We start from the raw sequence: 18,531 nt of genomic DNA on the forward strand, positions 1-18,531 counted from the left end.
GTTATACTCCTTTCGTTTTTGCATCTTTTTCCTGCGGCAGCAGACCGTCAGTATTTTCAATCGGATAATTCCCTGTGAAACATGCATCGCACTGACCGCGCGAGCCGTATTTTTCATATACCTGGTGCATTCTTTCCACTGACAGATATGTCAGCGAATCCGCACCGATTTCCGCGCGTACTTCCTCAGTTGATTTCGACGATGCGATAATTTCCGCATGCGTCGAAACATCAATCCCGTAGTAGCACGGATTTTTAAGCGGCGGTGAAGAGACACCCATGTGCACTTCTTTAGCGCCTGCTTTCTTTAATGCTTTAACGATATATTTACTCGTCGTCCCGCGGACAATAGAGTCATCGATAACAATAATACTCCTGCCTTCAACAATATCTCTCACCGGTGACAGTTTCATACGCACTGCGCGTTCGCGCGCTTCCTGTCCCGAGGCAATAAATGTTCTCCCGACGTAGCGGTTTTTTAACAGTCCCTGCTCGCCCGGAATACCTGATTCATCACTAAATCCTTTTGCCGCAGCAAGACTGGAGTCCGGTACACCGATAACAATATCCGCTTTAACATCCATTTCTTTCGCCAGCTCTTCGCCGAGCGCTTTACGGATTGTGTATGTGGAAGTACCCCTGAATTCTGAATCTGCACGTGCAAAGTAAATGTATTCCATCGAGCACATATTCGGGTTTTCAAAATCCGTATAACGGTCAAAATCAATACCATCATCGCTAATCGTGATGAGCTCCCCCGGCTCAAGGTCACGAATATATTCCGCACCGATTGCTGTAAATGCACAAGTTTCACTGGCTACACAGTATGCGCCGTCCAGCATGCCAAGCATCAGCGGACGCACGCCGTGGTCATCAAGTGCTACAGTCATTGCATCTTCGTGTAAAATAACGAAAGCAAATGCACCTTTCAGCTGCTGCAGTGTTGTTTTAATACGTGCTTTTCTTGACGGTCCTTTCGCGCGTCTTAAAAGATGCGCAAATACTTCAGAATCCGAAGTCGTCTGGAAAATTGCACCGTCATCTTCAAGTGCGCGTCTGATCTGCAATGCATTCACGATGTTGCCGTTATGCGCAAGACCGAGATCGCCGGTATGACTTTTGAATAAGAACGGCTGTACGTTTGACAATGCGCTTGAACCGCTCGTTGCATAACGGACATGACCGATTGATTTTGAAAAAGGTTTTAATGATTCCAGCTGCGTCTGCGACAGTGCTTCTGTAAGAAGTCCCATACCGCGTGCACCGAACAGGTAATCACCGCCGGAAGCGACGATACCCGCCCCTTCCTGACCGCGGTGCTGCAGACTGTGCAATGCCATATACGTTAATTCACTGGCTTCGGGATGTCCCCAAATACCAAAGAGACCGCATTCTTCATTTAGCCCTCTGAGTTCATACATGATGGGATTGCCCCCTCCCATGCACTTTTGACATCTGATAATTCACGATTGATTTCGAAGTCCTGTGCTTTAACGATAAATTTATCACCTGTTAATTTACCAATTTCAACTGCACCTTCAATATCAAGACCGGCCGGCGCTGCAACGATGTAGTTTGAAGCACCTTCTGCAAATAACAAGTCTTTGCGGACGTCGACATTTACTTCAAGACCAAGATTATTAAAGCTTGCAAGCTGGGCAAGTTTAGCAATCAGACCGCCGCGTCCAAGCGGAGCAATTTTATTGATTTCACCGTTAATAAGTTTTTCACGCAGCATCATTCCGCGCTTATACTCAAGCTCAAGATCGATTGAACGTTCTGTCTGACGGATTGTATTTTCAAGCTGTTTTTCAAGCTGGCTTCCTGCGAATGACGGTGTTAATTCACCAATCAGGTACAGAGCGTCGCCTTCATTTACACTTTCGTGTTTCAGCTGATTGATATTGTCGATTAATCCGACCATGCCGATAACCGGCGTTGGCAGAATGCCTCCTGTGCTGTGTTCGTTGTAAAGACTCACGTTACCTGAAACAACCGGTGTCGATAATGCAAGACATGCTTCTGCCATACCTTTAGTCGACTTATCAAGCTGGTTGTAAATTTCAGGTTTCTCAGGAGAACCGTAGTTCAGGCAATCCGTCATACCTAATGGCACAGCACCTGTTGCGATAATGCTTCTGAATGTCTGTGCAACAACTTCTTTACCACCGTTGTACGGATCCGCAAATACGTATCGGCTTTTGCCGTCCAGTACCATACTCACTGCTTTGTCAGTACCTTCAATCTGAACAATTCCTGCACCGAAACCTGAATCCTGCAGCGTATTGCCGCCGGCTGTACTGTTGAACTCATCATAGATAAATGATTTATCTCCGATAGTCGGGTGTGAAATTAAGTTATCGAATGCCTTTTCAAGGTTTTCATTGCTGTAATCTGTACGCGCCTCATCCTGCTCCGGCTCAGTACCTTCTAAAATATAAACCGGTGCATCATCAGAAAGCGGTGCAACAGGCAGATCTGCAAAAACTTCATCTTCATAGTAAAGCTTCAGACGGTCACCTTCAGTTACTTCACCGATTACTGCAGTATCGAGTTTCATTTCTTTAAACAGATTTAAAAATTTGTCTTCAGAACCATTTTCAACAACAAGCAGCATACGTTCCTGTGTTTCCGACAGCATCATTTCATATGGAGACATATCAGCATGAGTCACAGGAACCTGGTCAAGGTAAAGATTCATTCCTGAATTACCTTTGTCCGCCATTTCAGCACTTGAAGACGTCAGTCCTGCTGCACCCATATCCTGGATTCCGACAAGTTCTTCCATGTCGATTGCTTTCAGTGTTGCTTCCATTAATAATTTCCCTGCTTCAGGATGGCCTTTCTGAATTTCAGGACGGTTGTCATCGCTCAGCTCGCCTGAAGCAAAACTTGCACCGTTAATTCCGTCTCTGCCTGTGGGAAGCCCTGCATATACTACTTTGTTGCCGATACCTTTTGCTGTTCCTTTTTGGATCTTGTCATGCGTAATTAAACCGACACCCATCGCGTTAACTAACGGGTTTTCATGATAAGATGCATCGAATTCCACTTCACCTGATACCGCAGGAAGTTCCATCGTATTACCGTAATCCGACATGCCGTCAACAACACCGCGAAGCAGCCATTTATTCTGTTTGTTATCCAGTTCGCCGATACGCAGTGAGTTTAATAAGCCGATTGGACGTGCACCGATTGATACGATATCACGGACAATACCGCCGACACCGGTTGCCGCACCCTGATACGGATCTACAGCTGACGGATGGTTATGTGATTCCACTTTAAACACAATCGCCTGGTTATTACCGATATCAACAACACCAGCACCTTCACCCGGTCCCATTAAAACATGTTCGCCTTCAGTCGGGAACTGTTTTAAAAATGGTTTTGAGTGCTTGTAAGAACAATGTTCACTCCACATTGCAGAAAAAATACCAGTTTCAGTATAGTTAGGCTCTCTGCCTAAAATTTCGTTAATTTTATTGAATTCTGAATCTGTTAAACCCATTTCTGCGTACAGCTTTTGTTCTCTAATTTCCTGATTTGTCGGTTCATTGAATTTCATCTTAAATTTCCTCCAGATTATTGTAGAATTTAGTATGCGTTTCAAACAGTGCGTCAAATTAGTACCGGTTATCTGTTATTGTGATTCTTTTTCAAAATTCTTTTTAAGTTTTACAAGTTCCTCATCTATATCATCAGTCAGTATTGTGACATGTCCCATTTTCCTCGCCGGCTTGCGGTCCGATTTCCCGTATAAATGAACGTTCCATTCCGAATAATCAAACAATTCAAGGTCCAGACGATCTAAGTCTTCACCGAGCAGGTTCATCATGATTGCATCTTTGTGCTGATAAACTTCAGGCAGCGGCTGGTTTGTTACGCTAAGAATATGTGCATCAAACTGACTGATATTGCATGCTTCGATAGTATAATGCGCCGAGTTATGCGGTCTTGGTGCGATTTCGTTAACATAGAGCTCACCGTCTTTATCGATGAAAAACTCGATTGTAAATACGCCGACAAACAGCATCGCATCTATAATTTTTTCCGCTTCAGCTTTTGCCTGGTCAAAATAATTCACTCTTGCAGGTGCAATCGTACGGTATAAAATCTGATCGCGGTGAAGGTTTTCCTGCAGCGGGAAATACGTAATCTCTCCGCCTGCACTTCTTGCCGCAGTCAGTGACACTTCTCTTTCAAGATTTATATATTTCTCGACGATAAACTCCGTATCTTCAAATGGAATATTCTCATCAGCCAAATCCGCTTCCGACTCAAGGTAATACTGTCCTTTACCGTCGTATCCGCCGGTTGTCGTCTTCACTATTAACGGGTACGAATGTTTATCTGCAAAAGTTTTGACATCATCTCCTGATGAGATATTTTCAAACGGAACAACCGCTGCTCCCGATGCTTTGATTGCATTTTTTTCAGTCGTACGGTTTTGCAGTGTCAGTACGGTCTCAGCACCTTGAGGCACATAATAATCCGAGACAAGATTTCTTAAAATATGAGCATCTATATTTTCAAATTCGTAAGTGACAACATCAGACATGACACTTAGTTTAATCAGTGCTTCTTCATCACTGAATTCAGCGTGTATAAAAGTGTGACAGACAGCTCGTGCAGGCGCGTCTTCCGAAGGATCCAGCACTGTAACTTTGTAACCCATTCTCTGGGCACTCTGGGCAAGCATTTTCCCAAGCTGTCCGCCGCCGATAATACCAATGACAGCCGGCGGATATAAACGTTTACTTAAGGTCATTTTGCATATCCTCAACTTTCTTTTCCAGACTTTCCGTATATTCTCCGAGCTTCTCAAAAACCTGTTTATCAGATACTGCCAGCATTCTTGCTGCAAGCAATCCTGCGTTTTTAGCCCCCGGTATACCGATAGCCTGTGTGGCAACAGGAATTCCACCAGGCATCTGGACGATTGATAACAGTGAATCCATTCCTTTTAAAGATTTGGATTCAATCGGCACACCGATTACAGGTGCGTGTGTCAATGATGCAACCATTCCCGGAAGATGCGCTGCACCGCCGGCACCGGCAATAATAATATCAATGCCTTCTGACGTTGCATTTTTAGCGTATTCCACCATCATTTCAGGGGTTCTGTGCGCGCTGACTACTTTTGTTTCATAGCTGATTCCAAAATAGTCCAGCATTTCGGCACTGTGCTTCATCGTGCTCCAGTCCGAGGAACTGCCCATAATAATACCTACTGTCATGTTGTATGCACTCCTATTTAACGAACATTAGTTATGATATTAATTATAATGTACGTATATTAAATGTCAATACTTAAAATCCTATGTTTATCGTCCGTTTTTAAGCAGTTTTATTCTGTAAAGCACAAAAAACCGGGCAAATGCCCGGTTCTCAGTCTTTGTACTCTTCATTATTAATATCCGTAATAAACATATGTCCCGGAGCATGGCTGATTAAAATTTCCGGTTTTGCATTCAGCACAACATTTTGAGGTGTGACACCGCATGCCCAAAATACCGGAACTTCGTCCGGCGCAATTTCAATCGCATCACCGTAGTCAGGAATATTGATATTTTCTATACCGATGTCTGCCGGGTTTCCCGCATGCACAGGTCCCCCGTGCATGCCTGGAAATTCATTTGTAATACTTGTTACCTTATCAACGAGATCCTTTTTGAAGGGACGCATTGATACGACAGTTTCACCTGAAAAGATACCTGCCGGAACAGTTTCAATATTTGTTTTATACATTGCAACGTTACGCTCTTCATCAATATGCTTAATATTAATGCCCGCATCCAGTATTGCCTGTTCAAATGTAAAGCTGCAGCCGATTAAAAACGTGACAAAATCATCCCGCCAGTATTTTGTAATATCGCTGACTGTCTCTGTTAGTTCACCATGTTTATAAATGTTGTACAGCGGAACATCTGTACGGATGTCCGAGTTCTTTGCATATTTGCTGACAAACTCTCCCGCTTCCAGTACTTCGATAATCGGAACCGGCTTGTTATTGCGCATTGCAAATAACAGAAAATCAAATGCATATTCTTTTGGCAGTATCGCAAGATTCGCCTGGACTTTATCACCGGAAATTCCCGATGTCGGCCCGGTATGTTCCCCTGTTCTTATCGCCATTCTGATACTCTCGGTATTCATCTAATCACCTATCCATTCCATAAGTCTGCAAGACCCTGCAGTGACAGTACTCCTGCAATTAATGTAACGATTACTGCGACTATTCCAAAGACTATCATCCATGTCGGATGGTGATAATTTCCGACGATGCTCTTTTTGCGTGATGCCAGAAGTATTGCACCAAGTGTAATCGGCAGAATCAGACCGTTGAAAGAACCTGCCAGAATTAAAAGTGTCACCGGACGTCCGACGAACAGAAATATTAATGTCGATGTCGCAATAAATACAACGATGACAATGTTGTTGTAACGGTCAAAAACTTTATTGAATGAACGCATAAAGCTTGCACTTGTATAAGCTGCACCGATTACAGAAGATAATGCGGCTGCAAGAAGCACAACACCGAATATTTTCATTCCGATATCACCCAATGCGAACTCAAATACTGACGCCGGCGGGTTTTCTTCTGATAAAACTGCACCCTGACTCAGCACACCGAGTACCGCAAGAAACAATAGTACTCTCATAATACCTGTAGTTAAAATTCCCCAATTGGCTGCGTGGCTCACAAAACGCAGATTTTTCTCCCCTGTCATCCCCGCTTCAATTAAACGGTGAGCACCGGCAAAAGTAATGTAACCCCCAACCGTTCCACCGACTAATGTAATAATCGGCAGAAGCATCGTCAACGGCTCTTCCGGAAGAACAGCACGTTTCGCCGCTTCAGCAACCGGCGGTTCTGAAATAATCATTACATATGCGACGATACCGATCATCAGTACACCAAGTACCTGTGTGACAATATCCATCACTGCCCGGCCGTTTTTAATCAGGAATATAATAATTGCGAAGATACCTGTGATCGCCGCACCGACTCTTACATCCCAGCCGAAAATAGCATTAAAACCGAGTCCTGCACCGGCAACGTTACCGATGTTAAATGCGAATCCCCCGATAATAATCAGTACGGCCACGAATGAACCGAGTCCCGGGAATACTTCGTTTGCAACATCCTGTCCGCGTTTTCCGCTGACTGACAGCACGCGCCAGATGTTCAGCTGCGCACCGATGTCAATAACGATGGATGCTACGATAGCAAAGGCGAAACTCGCCATAAACTGCTGTGTAAATACCGTTGTTTGTGTTAAGAATGCAGGTCCGATTGAAGATGTTGCCATCAGGAACACTGCACCGAACAGCAGTCTGCGCTGCGCGGCTGTTATTTTCGGTTTATTTTCCATACTTGCACCCCTTAATTATAACGTTTCGATAGAAATCCCTTGCGCTTCCAGCTGGTTTCTGATTTCTTTTACAAATTCCAATGCTTTTTCACCATCACCGTGAACGCATATGCTGTCTGCCTGAATATCTACATCTTTTCCATTAATACTTTCCACTTTGCCTTCTGTGATCATTCTGACCACACGCTCTGTTGCAGCAGCACTGTCAGTAATCATTGCCCCTTCTTTACTGCGGGAAACAAGAGTGCCGTCATCTTCGTATGCGCGGTCTGCAAATACTTCATTGACCACTTCAAGACCGATGTTCTGTCCTGCTTTTACAAGATTGTTGTTTGCAAGCCCCATTAATTTTAATTTAGGATTAAAATCTTTAACCGCCTGTGCAATAACTCGCGCCAGATTTTCATTTTTAAATGTTGCGTTGTAAAGCGCACCGTGCGGCTTCACGTGATTCAGTTCAAGCCCGTATGTACGTGCAATTCCATCGAGTGCCGACAGCTGATACAGCATGATACTATGCACTTCGTCATCCGATAATTCCATATAACGGCGTCCGAATCCCATTAAATCAGGGAATCCGGGATGTGCACCAAGACCTGTTGTGCCGGATTCTTTAATACGTTTAACCGTTTCAATCATCACTGCAGGGTCACTTGCATGAAATCCGCATGCGACGTTCGCTGATGAAATGAGCGGAATAATTTTTTCATCGCTGCCGATTTTATAATTCCCGAAACTCTCTCCGAGGTCTGCATTTAAATCGATCGTTAATTTACTCAATTAAATCATCCTTTACTTAATAATATTTTCTATATGAATAAACTTAATATCGTAATCGTTCGCTAAAACTTTCGGATGACCGAGAAGATAATACTGGAAATCCAGATTCGTCTTAATCGGTTCAATCACCGTTTCACCCAGTACAAGCTTAAGTTTAAACAGTGCATCTTCACGATTGTCTGCTTTAACGATAACTTTGGCGATCATTGAATCATAATACGGCGGTATCGAATAGCCATGGTAAATGTGCGTATCCACACGGACATTTCTGCCCTGTCCGAAATGCAGTTTCTCAATTTTACCCGGAGAAGGCATAAAGCGGTTTTCCGGATCTTCCGCGTTCAGACGCGCTTCAACTGCATGGCCTGAAAGTTTCACTTCCTCCTGACTGATTCCGATTTCACTGTTAAATGCCACGTTAATCTGTGCTTTAATAATGTCGATACCGGTCACTTCTTCCGACACAGTATGTTCCACCTGCACACGCGTATTCATTTCAATAAAGTAAAATCGTTTTTCTTCTGCAACATATAAGTATTCGATTGTGCCCGCACCGCGATAGTTAAGTTTTGCAACTGCTTGACGCGTCGTTTCCGTAATTTCAGCACGTTCTGAATCACTTAAAATAGTTGCCGGTGCTTCTTCAAGAAGCTTCTGGTTGTTTCTCTGAATCGAGCAGTCCCGCTCAAATAAGTGGATTGCTCCGCCTCTGCCGTCACCAATTACCTGTATTTCAATGTGACGTGCCTCGGGAATGTATTTCTCTACGTACAGACGGTCATCGTTAAAAGAGCTCCTCGCTTCCTTTTTCGCTTCATCATACAGTTTGTCCACATCTTCATCGCTGTGGGCAAAGCGCATACCTTTGCCGCCCCCGCCTGACACTGCTTTAATCACTACCGGATATTTAATTTCAGCTGCAAGTTCCTTCACTTCAGCTTTGGACTCAACGATACCGTCACTGCCGGGAATAACAGGTACTCCTGCTCCTTCCATCGTCTGGCGCGCCATCGATTTATTCCCCATCTTAGCCATCGTTTCAGGTGACGGTCCGATGAATATTAATCCAAGTTCTTCAGTACGTTCAGCAAATTCAGGTGTTTCCGATAAAAACCCGTAACCCGGATGAACCGCATCCGCCTTACTCATTAATGCCGCCTGCAGAATGTTGTCGATATTTAAATAACTGTCTGCACTTTTCGGCCCCCCGATGCAGTAAGCTTCGTCGGCAAGCGCAACATGAAGGCTGTCCTTATCTCCGCTTGAGTAGACTGCGACACTCGCAATATTCATTTCCTTCAGCGTACGGATAATTCTTACGGCAATTTCACCGCGGTTCGCAATTAAAACCTTTCTCATCTGTTATGCCTCCTCCGGACGCACACGAATCAGCACGTCGCCGAATTCAACAGCATCTCCATTTGAAACAACAATTTCTTCAATCGTCCCTGAGACATCACTTTTCACATCATTGAAAACTTTCATCGCTTCGATAAAGCCGATCTGATTTCCTTTAGAAATTTTATCGCCTTCTGAAACAAATGTTTCTTCGCTGTTTTCATCTTTCTGGTTATAAAACGTTCCGATCTGTCCTGCTGTAATTTCAATCAGACCTGAAGACTTCTCTTCCGGCTGTGCAGCAGCCGGTGTGCTCTCCCCTGCAACAGCTCCCCCGTCTTTTTGTTCAATATGAATATGCGTATCGTTATCCGAGACGCTGAGTACGGCAAGGTCTTCATCTTTTAATAATTTAACCAGTTTTTTAATTTCTTCGTAATTCATCGCATTAGCCTCCTATTAATTGCGCAATACTTAATGCATCCCGCCGTCTTGCATTATTAAATTTAACTGAAGTTTCAATATGAGTACCGTCAGTCAGTGCTGACAGACTGGCCTTGTAAAGTCCTGCCGCTTCTTCAACACTGATTTCGGTAAATGTAATTTTCTCTCCCGGTTTTTTCTGGGCAATTTTAGGCAGGTCCACTTTTGCGACCGTACCGATTTTTTTATAGCCGCCGGCTGTCTGGCGGTCTGCCAGCAGAATAATAGGCTGGCCGTTTTTCGGTACCTGAATGCTGCCGAACTGAGTCGGTTCACTCAGAATATCGTCGTCATCCGACGATTCCACTGCAGGTCCGTCGAGTCTGCAGCCCATACGGTCACTGTCTTTTGTGACTGTATACTCACTGTTTGTAAAAATACTTTTCCCTGCAGTGTCAAAATGGTCATGCTGCTGTCCCGGAATAAACCGTATTTCATTACCTTCCGCGGGTTCCTTCGCAATTTTTGGGAAGTTGTGCTCAACAGTCCTGCCTTTAACAGGTAAAACGTCTCCGGCTTTCAGGACACGTCCTTTGTAACCGCCCATGCTGCTTCTCGTATGCGTTGAATAACTGCCGAGTTCCTCCGGCAGGTCCAGTCCGCCGCTGAACGCTGCATATGTACGCGCACCCTTTTCAACTCCGCCGAACTTCACGATATCTCCTTTAATCAGATCAATTGCAGTTCCCGTATCGTACGGTTCATCATTAATTGTCAGTTCCATCGATGCACCGGAAGTTGCCATGCTTGTGCTGTGCAGCACTTCAAATGTTACACCGTATAATGTCATCTCGAGAACAGCAGTGTCATTATCATTGCCGAGCAGTGCGTTTACAAGATAATAACTTTCATAATCCATTACACCAGCAGGAGTAAATCCGTATGATTCATAGCCGTACCGCCCGAGATCCTGAACCGTCGTAAAGAGTCCCGGGTTTATAATTTTAAGCGCCATTCTCTTCACCCCTCGATTCCACTTCCACAGTATATTCACCTTTCGCATACGCTTCTTTTATGCGGCAGTATTCTTTTTCATCAATCGGCGTATAAATAATTCTGTCCCCCGCTTCATAAAGAATCGCATCTTCACGGTTGCTGTCGTACAGCGGTACGGGTGTTCTGCCCAGCAGATTCCATCCGCCCGGTGAATCAAACGGATACATTCCCGTCTGCCGTCCGCCGATTCCTACTGAACCTGCCGGAATGCTCGTTCTCGGTGAGTCCAGTCTCGCTTTAAAGAGCTTCTCGCTGAGCCCTCCGAGAAACGGAAATCCCGGCATAAATCCAAGCATATATACAAGATATTCCGTATTGCTGTGCATATCGATTACTTCTTCCGGCGTAAGACCGTTATCTTTAAACAGCCCGATATCCGGTCCAAAATCGCCGCCGTAGCATACGGGGATTTTAACCACTTTATATGCATATTCCCGGTCTTCCAGCTCATCCAGGCTGAGCCCTCTTAATGCTTCTGATATTTTCTTTGAATCAGCTTTAAGTACATCAAAATAAATAATCAGACTCGTATAAGATAAAACGATATCTGTGATGCCTTCCAGATCGAGCTCCGATACAGCCGACTTCAGCTGTACAAGCTGCCGGTTGATTTCCTCATCGACCTCGCTGCCTAAATTTATCGTCAGCGAATCCTCTGAATACTGTTTCACTTCCATAGTCGTTTCCCCTTCCGATCAATGCATAAAGCTCTTAGTTTTCATCCAGCCTCTTCATATTCTCGTTGAACTGTTTTTTGATTCTTGGAATTTTCAGTGCATACACAGCGAAAGTCGCCGGTGAATCAGTCAGCAGTTTCGTTGAGATTGTAACTTCCGAACGGTCTTCAACCGGTACTATATTAAACATCGTTATTAATGTTCCTGCTGTGATTTCCATCTTAAGATCAATTCTTCTGTTCTTTGTATAGCTTGTAATTTCTATTTCAACAGGAGAATTTCCGTATCTCAATATTCCTCTCGTACCCGCTTCTCTTGAATTTAAAGCACCGCCGATGTATTCAATGTCCGTTAACTTTTCAATACCCTTTAACAGCGCTTCATCGCTGTCAATTGTCCTGAAAATCTCCGCAGGTGTTTTATCTATTTCCTGATGATAAAAATATAATTGAAGTTCCATGTACTCCACCCTGTTTCCCCAAGTATTTGACTTGCCGTTTCACTTTTCCCTGAAACCGTATACAATTATAATTATAAACAACCCGACAGCATCTTTCAATGTCAGAATATTCTTGTTATAATAAGGTACTTATATTAGACACGGGGTGAACTATGGTTACTATTTCAACCGGTAAAGACATGTCCTTGGAAGACATTGTCGAACTTTACACATCCGGAGACGAAGGACTTTATACTGATTATGATGAACTTTATAAGAGCATTTTAAATTCAGATTACTGTATTACAGCTCGTGACCAGGATCGGCTGGTCGGTATTATTCGTTCAAACGGAGACGGAAATATAAACCAGTATATTGCAGAAATCGTTATGCATGCCGGCTGTCCCACACAGGGAATCGGTTCAAAACTGCTCGATGCATATTTAGATACAGCTGCGGATGTCAGTAAAATATACATACTTTCACACGGACATTACCGCACATCTTTTTCCAAGACATGGCTGCAGTATAAAGGCTTTAAACTTCTCGCAGAAAACGACAGTATTATATTGTATCTGCTTGATCGGAAAATTAAATACTAGCTTCCGGCTATAGAATATTGGAGTGATTTTAAATGATCAGCATTTATGAATTGAAACCAAAATTCCAGCAGATGCTTATGCCCTTCGTCAATTATCTTCACAAACATAATGTCACCCCTAACCAGGTGACCGTATCAGCATGCCTGTTATCAATAATTACAGGTGTGCTGTTTTATTTTAATTTTGAATCCTCATGGATATATGCAGTGCTTCCCGTCTTTATGTTTGTCCGGATGGCAATGAATGCGATTGACGGCGTACTGGCAAAAAAATTCAATCTGCAGAGCAGACTCGGCAAGTTTTTAAATGAACTCACCGATGTCATCAGTGATACTGCATTGCTCATTCCTTTTATCTTTATTACTCAAATTTTTCCGACGGGTGTAATAATTTTTATCTCCTTATCCATTATCAGTGAGATGGCCGGGGTACTCGCTGAAGTCACATCGGGAGAACGGCGTTACGACGGACCGATGGGCAAGAGCGACCGCGCCTTTTTAATCGGTGCTGTTTCAGTACTCATTCTGTTCGGCGTACCGCTTGAACCGTATCTGTATATAATCTTCATTGTCGCTTCACTTTTAATAGCGGTTAATATTTATAAACGCGTACTTGGCGGACTGGGGGAAAACTGATGAATATTAATTTACTGACAGATGAAGTACTTTACGTCCTGATTGGCATTGTCTGTGTACTCGTCTTCTCAACAATCATTACTAAACTAATGAAGAGAAAAAATAATTCGGACGGATTGAAAGAAGTGGAAATGCGTATCCGTTCATGGTGGGTAATGTTTATCATCTTTACATTTGCTCTCGTTATTCACTCGACCATTTCCCTGATCTTTATGGCACTGCTCTGTTTCCTTGCGCTGAAAGAATATTTTTCACTTATTCCGTTTAACCGTGCCCATCGTCTCGTACTGTTTTGGGCGTATATGACAATTCCGATTCAGTTCCTGTTAATTTATCTTGGATGGTACGGTATGTTTATCGTGTTCATACCTGTGTATATGTTCCTGCTTATTCCGATTCAGGCGATTATCGTCGGGGAAACGAAAAATTTCCTCCGTTCTATCGCAACGGTGCAATGGGGAGTTATGCTGATGGTTTTCGGTCTGTCGCATCTCGCCTTCCTGCTCGTGCTGCCGGGTCGTGAAAACAGCATCGCCGGTGCCGGACTTGTGCTGTTTTTAGTCGTACTGACACAGGCGAATGATGTTGCACAGTTCATCTGGGGCAAGATGCTCGGAAAAAAGAAAATTATTCCGAAAGTATCACCGAATAAAACATGGGCCGGATTTATCGGCGGCGTGCTGACAACGACCGTCCTAGCCGTTATTCTGGCTCCGCTGATTACACCCTTCTCGCTTTTCGCAAGTATTATTGCCGGGCTGTATATCGGACTGACTGGATTTATCGGTGACGTTAATATCTCTGCATTAAAACGCGACTTGAATATTAAAGATACATCAGCTATTATTCCCGGACACGGCGGTATTCTCGACCGTGTTGATTCACTGACTTATACAGCACCGCTGTTTTTCCACTTTACGAGATACTTCTACTTTTAGGTGATGATTATGAAAAATATGCTGTTTGCTATTTTAGTAAGACCAATTATTCTGTTTGTGCTCGGACTGAATATCCGCAGCAGGGATAAGCTCCCGGATAAAGGCCCGTGCGTCATTATTGCGAATCATAACAGTCATCTCGATACGCTGGTCCTGATGTCTCTTTTCAGAGGCAGAAGTTTTTCAAAAGTCCGTCCGGTCGCTGCCGGAGATTATTTTATGAAGAATAAATTTCTCGCATTCTTCTCAACGAAAGTGATGAACATTATTCCGATTGAACGGAAAATGACACGCGATTTCAGAGGAATGTTTGAACCGGTGCTGTCTGCGCTGGATGACGGTGGCATTATCATTTTATTCCCTGAAGGTTCCCGTGGAGAAGCTGAACAGCTCAGCAGGTACAAAAGCGGTATATATTATCTGATGCGTGAAAAACCTGAAGTGCCGATTGTACCGTTGTTCATTCACGGACTGGGTAAAGCATTACCAAAAGGTTCATTTGTTTTTGTGCCGTTCTTTATCGATATTTTTGTCGGTGATAAATTTTATTATACGGATAACCGCAATGATTTTATGACTGAACTGAACGAACGGATGGACACGCTGCAGGAGGAAGGACACTTTAACGAATGGTAATGATGATACTGATTTTTATATGGGGATTCAGTGAAGCAGTATGGTTCTTTATTATCCCGGATGTTATTCTGTCGCTTTACGCACTCCAAATAAAAAAATTTAAATATGTACTGTATGCGAACGCTGTCGCCGTTACCGGTGCGGTGATCGGCGGCACCGGGATTTTTATATGGAGCAGCTTTAACGCTGAACAGGCAGAAGCATTTATGATGGGCATACCCGCAGTTCACGGCTATATGATTGAACATGTTCACCGGACAATGGCCGGCAGTACATTTACTGCGCTGATTACCGGTCCGCTCTTTGGTGTACCGTATAAACTGTTTGCTGCGGCTGCACCGGAATATACAGGAATTGCTCTGTTCCTTTTGTTTACAGTTCCGTCAAGACTGCTGAGATTTATAATCGTGTCTTCGATTGCATATGTACTATCCAATTATATTTTTAAAACTTTGGGAGCGCGCATAAAAATTATCATCTGGCTCTGTGTATGGATGATTGTTTATGTCATTTACTTCAGCATACACAGTCCGTTTTAATGAAATCTCGTTCTTAAAATAAGTATTAAAGGATGAAATAAATGGATAATAAACAGGATGTTAAACACCAGTTCGGCCGCAGTGCCGATTCTTACGTCAGCAGTAAAATACACCGTCTTGGCAGTGATTTAAATACTTTAATAGAAATGGCACACGCGGATGAGTCAGACATTGCCCTGGACGTCGCAACAGGCGGCGGACATACTGCAAATGCTCTTGCACCGCTTGTCCGCCATGTAACTGCTCTTGACCTCACTCCTGAAATGCTTGCCTCCGCCGGGAAGTTTATTAAAGGCAACGGTCACTCCAATGTAGATTTCGTTGAGGGTGATGCTGAAAATATGCCGTTTGAAGATGATACATTTGATATTGTCACCTGCCGTATCGCACCTCACCACTTCCCGAACATTAAAGAATTCGTAAAGGAAGTTTACCGTGTGCTTAAACCCGGCGGGCATTTCCTGCTGAATGACAATACCGCTCCGGAAAAAGATGAATTTGATGATTTCTACAATAAAATTGAAAAGCTGAGAGATTTCAGTCACTTCCGTGCCTGGAAGAAAACCGAATGGTTCCAGATGCTCGAAATGGAAAACTTCGAGATTTTTGAAATGCACCGCTTTGAAAAACGTTTTGAATTTGACGACTGGTGCACACGCATGCATTTAACAGATACGGAAATTAAAAATCTGAACAGTATTATGCTCAACGCTGATGAAGATATAAAACATAAGTTCCGCATACATGAGAGTAACGGCAAAATCGAATCGTTCCTGGGAGAGGCTGTACTGTTAAAAGCCGTTAAACGATAAAAAAATCTGCATCTCAGTTGAGATGCAGATTTTTAATATATTAAATCAGATAGTTCCCGAGTACACTGTTTACATCGTGCACCACGACAAACGCCTGATCGTCATTCGCTTTAATAAGTCGTTTCAGACGGTTAAGCTGTGATTTATTAATAACAACAAACAATATGTCTTTTTCTTCTTTTGAATAATAACCGTGTCCGTCTAAAATCGTAACACCGCGATGTATTTTCGTATTGATTAAGTTCGCCAGGAGATCCGGGTCCCTTGAGATAATCGTAACTGCCTTTTTCGGGTTCATACCCTCTATAATAAAGTCCATAACCTTCGTTGCGATGTACAATGCAATAACTGTCAGAAGCACCTGTTCAAGTGACATTACCGTCAGTCCGATCGTAATTACAATCAAGTCAAAGAACAATAATGCATATGAGACGTTGACGTCGAGAAACTTATTTGCCATTTTGGCCAGCAGTGTCGTTCCTGCTGTCGTTGAACCGATACGGATAATTAAACCGATACCCATTCCGATGAACAGTCCGCCGAATACTGTATTGATTAAAATTTCATCAGTCTGTATCTGCCATGATTCCGTCACCCATAAGGCAAGTGATGTCATCGGAATCGTAAATATTGTATACAGCATAGAGCGTCTGCCTAAAAATTTAAAGCCGACGATAAGTATGATGAAGTTCATAATTAAGTTAGACAGTGCTGTCGGTATACCGTAGGCATAAAATAAAATAATCGAAATACCGATGAAGCCGCCCTCACCAAGGTTTCCTGCAATCATAAAGCTGTTTACACCGATAGCGAAGAGAAACGATCCTACGATGATGGTCAGAACGTTAATTAACGTCTGCACGGTAAATTGTGAGTTAAATGACAGTTTTATCTTTTCGAACCGGGTATTCTTTAAAGCTTTTCTGATTTTCATGCATATCCCCCTTTGAGTGCTTGTACTTTTTCTATGTTATATTACTTTAACACATCTTTCAACGCATGAAAAAAGCCGCCCTCTGGACAGCTTAATTCTTTATAATATATTCTTAAATATTTTACCATCTTTTGCGACGACTTTAATTTCGTCATTATTTTTAAGGATACCGATATCTTCCAGCGGATTGCTGTCAGTTAAAATAAAGTCCGCAATGTAATTTTCTTTAACAAGACCAAGGTCTTCTATCTCCATGCATTCAGCGGCATTCTTCGTAGAAATGACGATAGCATCCATCGGCGTTGCTCCCGATTCCACCATCAGTTCAAGTTCTCTCAGGTTCGTACCGTGTTTAAATACTCCTGCATCTGTACCCATTGCAATTTTCACGCCTGCATCATAGGCTTTTTTGAAACTCGCTTTATGGTCTTCCATGACTTCTTTTGATTTCTGCAGACCGACTGCAGAAATTCCAAGTTCATCAGCAAATTCAATAACCGATACCGGTGCAAGCAGTGTCGGGACAAGATACGTTCCTTTTTCTATCATTCTCTCAATCACTTCATCGTCTAAATAAATACCGTGTTCGATTGAATGAATGCCTGCTTTAACACAGTTCTTAATTCCTTCAAGTCCCTGTGCGTGCGCCATGACTTTCACACCGTTTCTAAACTGTGCTTCTTCAACGATAACTTTTAATTCATCCAGTGAATACTGTGTAAACTGCGGGTGATCAGTCGGACTTGAAACACCGCCTGTCGCCATGACTTTAATAACATCAGCGCCGGCACGAAGCAGTTCGCGGGTTTTCTTGCGTACTTCTTCAACGCCGTCAGCAATCCCGTCCGGCATCCCTTCATACGGTCTGACCAGTCCAAGATCGATACCTGAATAGTTATAGCCGTCACCGTGTCCCCCTGTAATTGACAGCGCGTTAATTGATACCTGCATACGCGGACCGGCAATGATATCGTCGTTGATTGCCTGTTTGAATCCAAGCGGGCTGCCGAGTGCATCTCTTACCGTTGTTACACCTGCATTAATTGTTCTTTCTGCATACTGAATTGCTTCATAAAAAAGATATGAAAATGGCGTTGCAACACGGTCTGACAGCGGTTTAAATTCTGTCGATAAGTGCACGTGTGTATCAATCATACCCGGCAGCATGTATTTCCCCTGACCGTCGATTACTTCTGCACCTTCTTCGTCTACAGAACTTCCAATCTGTGTAAAACGGCCGTCTTCAATAACGACCGTTACATTTTTCTGAACGTCAGCACCGCTGCCGTCAATTAAATTTATATTTTTTACGATTAGTTTACTCATTATAAAATATCTCCTTTT

The 18,531-nt window shown here is 43.3% G+C and carries 20 protein-coding genes; 6 read left to right on the plus strand and 14 right to left on the minus strand.

The window, feature by feature from the left end:
• Position 1 precedes the first annotated feature (1 nt).
• The 12 genes from purF to HNR41_RS10785 all read right to left on the minus strand — a co-directional run bounded on the left by purF (position 2) and on the right by HNR41_RS10785 (position 12,112).
• On the minus strand, positions 2–1,420 hold the full coding sequence (purF, locus tag HNR41_RS10730; RefSeq protein WP_184284535.1) for an amidophosphoribosyltransferase: 1,419 nt from the start codon (positions 1,418–1,420) through the stop codon (positions 2–4).
• Complete coding sequence (gene purL / locus HNR41_RS10735) at positions 1,399–3,567, minus strand: phosphoribosylformylglycinamidine synthase subunit PurL (protein WP_184284537.1); 2,169 nt, start codon at positions 3,565–3,567, stop codon at positions 1,399–1,401. The genes purF and purL overlap by 22 nt, the downstream gene beginning before the upstream one ends.
• A gap of 75 nt (positions 3,568–3,642) precedes the next feature.
• Positions 3,643–4,770 carry a 5-(carboxyamino)imidazole ribonucleotide synthase gene (purK, locus tag HNR41_RS10740; protein ID WP_184284540.1) on the minus strand — a complete coding sequence of 376 codons (1,128 nt, stop codon included), beginning with the start codon at positions 4,768–4,770 and terminating at the stop codon, positions 3,643–3,645.
• Complete coding sequence (purE, locus tag HNR41_RS10745) at positions 4,757–5,239, minus strand: 5-(carboxyamino)imidazole ribonucleotide mutase (RefSeq protein WP_184284542.1); 483 nt, start codon at positions 5,237–5,239, stop codon at positions 4,757–4,759. The genes purK and purE overlap by 14 nt, the downstream gene beginning before the upstream one ends.
• Positions 5,240–5,390: 151 nt before the next feature.
• Positions 5,391–6,158: a putative hydro-lyase gene (locus HNR41_RS10750; protein ID WP_184284544.1), complete on the minus strand. Its 768-nt coding sequence runs from the start codon at positions 6,156–6,158 to the stop codon at positions 5,391–5,393.
• Positions 6,159–6,166: 8 nt separating this feature from the next.
• Positions 6,167–7,378, minus strand: a complete 1,212-nt coding sequence (locus HNR41_RS10755) for an NRAMP family divalent metal transporter (protein ID WP_184284546.1) — start codon at positions 7,376–7,378, stop codon at positions 6,167–6,169.
• A 15-nt stretch (positions 7,379–7,393) separates the two neighbouring features.
• Positions 7,394–8,158 (minus strand): LamB/YcsF family protein, encoded by a 765-nt coding sequence (locus HNR41_RS10760; protein ID WP_208454859.1) that lies wholly within the window; start codon positions 8,156–8,158, stop codon positions 7,394–7,396.
• Between the two features lie 12 nt (positions 8,159–8,170).
• Positions 8,171–9,517: an acetyl-CoA carboxylase biotin carboxylase subunit gene (locus HNR41_RS10765; protein ID WP_184284547.1), complete on the minus strand. Its 1,347-nt coding sequence runs from the start codon at positions 9,515–9,517 to the stop codon at positions 8,171–8,173.
• A 3-nt stretch (positions 9,518–9,520) separates the two neighbouring features.
• Positions 9,521–9,940, minus strand: a complete 420-nt coding sequence (locus tag HNR41_RS10770; protein WP_184284549.1) for an acetyl-CoA carboxylase biotin carboxyl carrier protein — start codon at positions 9,938–9,940, stop codon at positions 9,521–9,523.
• 4 nt (positions 9,941–9,944) lie between these two features.
• The gene (locus HNR41_RS10775; RefSeq protein ID WP_184284551.1) at positions 9,945–10,934 is read right to left on the minus strand and encodes a 5-oxoprolinase subunit C family protein; all 990 of its coding nucleotides are present in this window, start codon (positions 10,932–10,934) and stop codon (positions 9,945–9,947) included.
• On the minus strand, positions 10,924–11,652 hold the full coding sequence (gene pxpB, locus HNR41_RS10780) for a 5-oxoprolinase subunit PxpB (RefSeq protein WP_184284553.1): 729 nt from the start codon (positions 11,650–11,652) through the stop codon (positions 10,924–10,926). The genes HNR41_RS10775 and pxpB overlap by 11 nt, the downstream gene beginning before the upstream one ends.
• Positions 11,653–11,686: 34 nt before the next feature.
• Positions 11,687–12,112: an SRPBCC family protein gene (locus tag HNR41_RS10785; RefSeq protein WP_184284555.1), complete on the minus strand. Its 426-nt coding sequence runs from the start codon at positions 12,110–12,112 to the stop codon at positions 11,687–11,689.
• Between the two features lie 152 nt (positions 12,113–12,264).
• Here HNR41_RS10785 and HNR41_RS10790 point away from each other — a divergent pair, with 152 nt between their 5' ends.
• Genes HNR41_RS10790 through HNR41_RS10815 form a run of 6 tightly spaced genes read left to right on the plus strand, consistent with a single transcriptional unit; the run spans position 12,265 to position 16,253 of the window.
• Positions 12,265–12,693, plus strand: a complete 429-nt coding sequence (locus tag HNR41_RS10790) for a GNAT family N-acetyltransferase (protein ID WP_184284557.1) — start codon at positions 12,265–12,267, stop codon at positions 12,691–12,693.
• Positions 12,694–12,725: 32 nt separating this feature from the next.
• Complete coding sequence (locus tag HNR41_RS10795) at positions 12,726–13,328, plus strand: CDP-alcohol phosphatidyltransferase family protein (protein ID WP_184284559.1); 603 nt, start codon at positions 12,726–12,728, stop codon at positions 13,326–13,328.
• Entirely contained in the window at positions 13,328–14,266 is a 939-nt protein-coding gene (locus HNR41_RS10800) for a phosphatidate cytidylyltransferase (RefSeq protein WP_184284561.1), read from the plus strand. Before HNR41_RS10795 ends, HNR41_RS10800 begins: the two co-directional genes overlap by 1 nt.
• Positions 14,267–14,275: 9 nt before the next feature.
• Positions 14,276–14,902 (plus strand): lysophospholipid acyltransferase family protein, encoded by a 627-nt coding sequence (locus tag HNR41_RS10805; protein WP_184284562.1) that lies wholly within the window; start codon positions 14,276–14,278, stop codon positions 14,900–14,902.
• Positions 14,902–15,441, plus strand: a complete 540-nt coding sequence (locus HNR41_RS10810; RefSeq protein ID WP_184284564.1) for a hypothetical protein — start codon at positions 14,902–14,904, stop codon at positions 15,439–15,441. Before HNR41_RS10805 ends, HNR41_RS10810 begins: the two co-directional genes overlap by 1 nt.
• A gap of 41 nt (positions 15,442–15,482) precedes the next feature.
• Positions 15,483–16,253, plus strand: a complete 771-nt coding sequence (locus HNR41_RS10815; protein ID WP_184284566.1) for a class I SAM-dependent methyltransferase — start codon at positions 15,483–15,485, stop codon at positions 16,251–16,253.
• Positions 16,254–16,293: 40 nt separating this feature from the next.
• Here the strand turns inward: HNR41_RS10815 and HNR41_RS10820 are convergent, their stop codons facing one another.
• Positions 16,294–17,187, minus strand: a complete 894-nt coding sequence (locus HNR41_RS10820) for a YitT family protein (protein WP_184284568.1) — start codon at positions 17,185–17,187, stop codon at positions 16,294–16,296.
• A gap of 99 nt (positions 17,188–17,286) precedes the next feature.
• Positions 17,287–18,513: a metal-dependent hydrolase family protein gene (locus HNR41_RS10825; protein WP_184284570.1), complete on the minus strand. Its 1,227-nt coding sequence runs from the start codon at positions 18,511–18,513 to the stop codon at positions 17,287–17,289.
• Between the last annotated feature and the right edge of the window lie 18 nt (positions 18,514–18,531).

Origin of the sequence: Jeotgalicoccus coquinae (genome assembly GCF_014207425.1) — a bacterium.
Lineage (GTDB): Bacteria > Bacillota > Bacilli > Staphylococcales > Salinicoccaceae > Jeotgalicoccus > Jeotgalicoccus coquinae.

Bases quoted from the DNA above. Each gene is read 5' to 3' on its own strand.
- purL (WP_184284537.1), bottom strand. From the start codon at position 3,567: ATGAAATTCAATGAACCGACAAATCAGGAAATTAGAGAACAAAAGCTG.
- HNR41_RS10775 (WP_184284551.1), bottom strand. From the start codon at position 10,934: ATGGCGCTTAAAATTATAAACCCGGGACTCTTTACGACGGTTCAGGAT.
- HNR41_RS10820 (WP_184284568.1), bottom strand. From the start codon at position 17,187: ATGAAAATCAGAAAAGCTTTAAAGAATACCCGGTTCGAAAAGATAAAA.
- purK (WP_184284540.1), bottom strand. From the start codon at position 4,770: ATGACCTTAAGTAAACGTTTATATCCGCCGGCTGTCATTGGTATTATC.
- HNR41_RS10785 (WP_184284555.1), bottom strand. From the start codon at position 12,112: ATGGAACTTCAATTATATTTTTATCATCAGGAAATAGATAAAACACCT.
- HNR41_RS10765 (WP_184284547.1), bottom strand. From the start codon at position 9,517: ATGAGAAAGGTTTTAATTGCGAACCGCGGTGAAATTGCCGTAAGAATT.
- HNR41_RS10825 (WP_184284570.1), bottom strand. From the start codon at position 18,513: ATGAGTAAACTAATCGTAAAAAATATAAATTTAATTGACGGCAGCGGT.
- HNR41_RS10800 (WP_184284561.1), top strand. From the start codon at position 13,328: ATGAATATTAATTTACTGACAGATGAAGTACTTTACGTCCTGATTGGC.
- HNR41_RS10805 (WP_184284562.1), top strand. From the start codon at position 14,276: ATGAAAAATATGCTGTTTGCTATTTTAGTAAGACCAATTATTCTGTTT.
- HNR41_RS10750 (WP_184284544.1), bottom strand. From the start codon at position 6,158: ATGAATACCGAGAGTATCAGAATGGCGATAAGAACAGGGGAACATACC.
- HNR41_RS10810 (WP_184284564.1), top strand. From the start codon at position 14,902: ATGATGATACTGATTTTTATATGGGGATTCAGTGAAGCAGTATGGTTC.
- HNR41_RS10795 (WP_184284559.1), top strand. From the start codon at position 12,726: ATGATCAGCATTTATGAATTGAAACCAAAATTCCAGCAGATGCTTATG.
- HNR41_RS10770 (WP_184284549.1), bottom strand. From the start codon at position 9,940: ATGAATTACGAAGAAATTAAAAAACTGGTTAAATTATTAAAAGATGAA.
- pxpB (WP_184284553.1), bottom strand. From the start codon at position 11,652: ATGGAAGTGAAACAGTATTCAGAGGATTCGCTGACGATAAATTTAGGC.
- purF (WP_184284535.1), bottom strand. From the start codon at position 1,420: ATGTATGAACTCAGAGGGCTAAATGAAGAATGCGGTCTCTTTGGTATT.
- purE (WP_184284542.1), bottom strand. From the start codon at position 5,239: ATGACAGTAGGTATTATTATGGGCAGTTCCTCGGACTGGAGCACGATG.
- HNR41_RS10815 (WP_184284566.1), top strand. From the start codon at position 15,483: ATGGATAATAAACAGGATGTTAAACACCAGTTCGGCCGCAGTGCCGAT.
- HNR41_RS10755 (WP_184284546.1), bottom strand. From the start codon at position 7,378: ATGGAAAATAAACCGAAAATAACAGCCGCGCAGCGCAGACTGCTGTTC.
- HNR41_RS10790 (WP_184284557.1), top strand. From the start codon at position 12,265: ATGGTTACTATTTCAACCGGTAAAGACATGTCCTTGGAAGACATTGTC.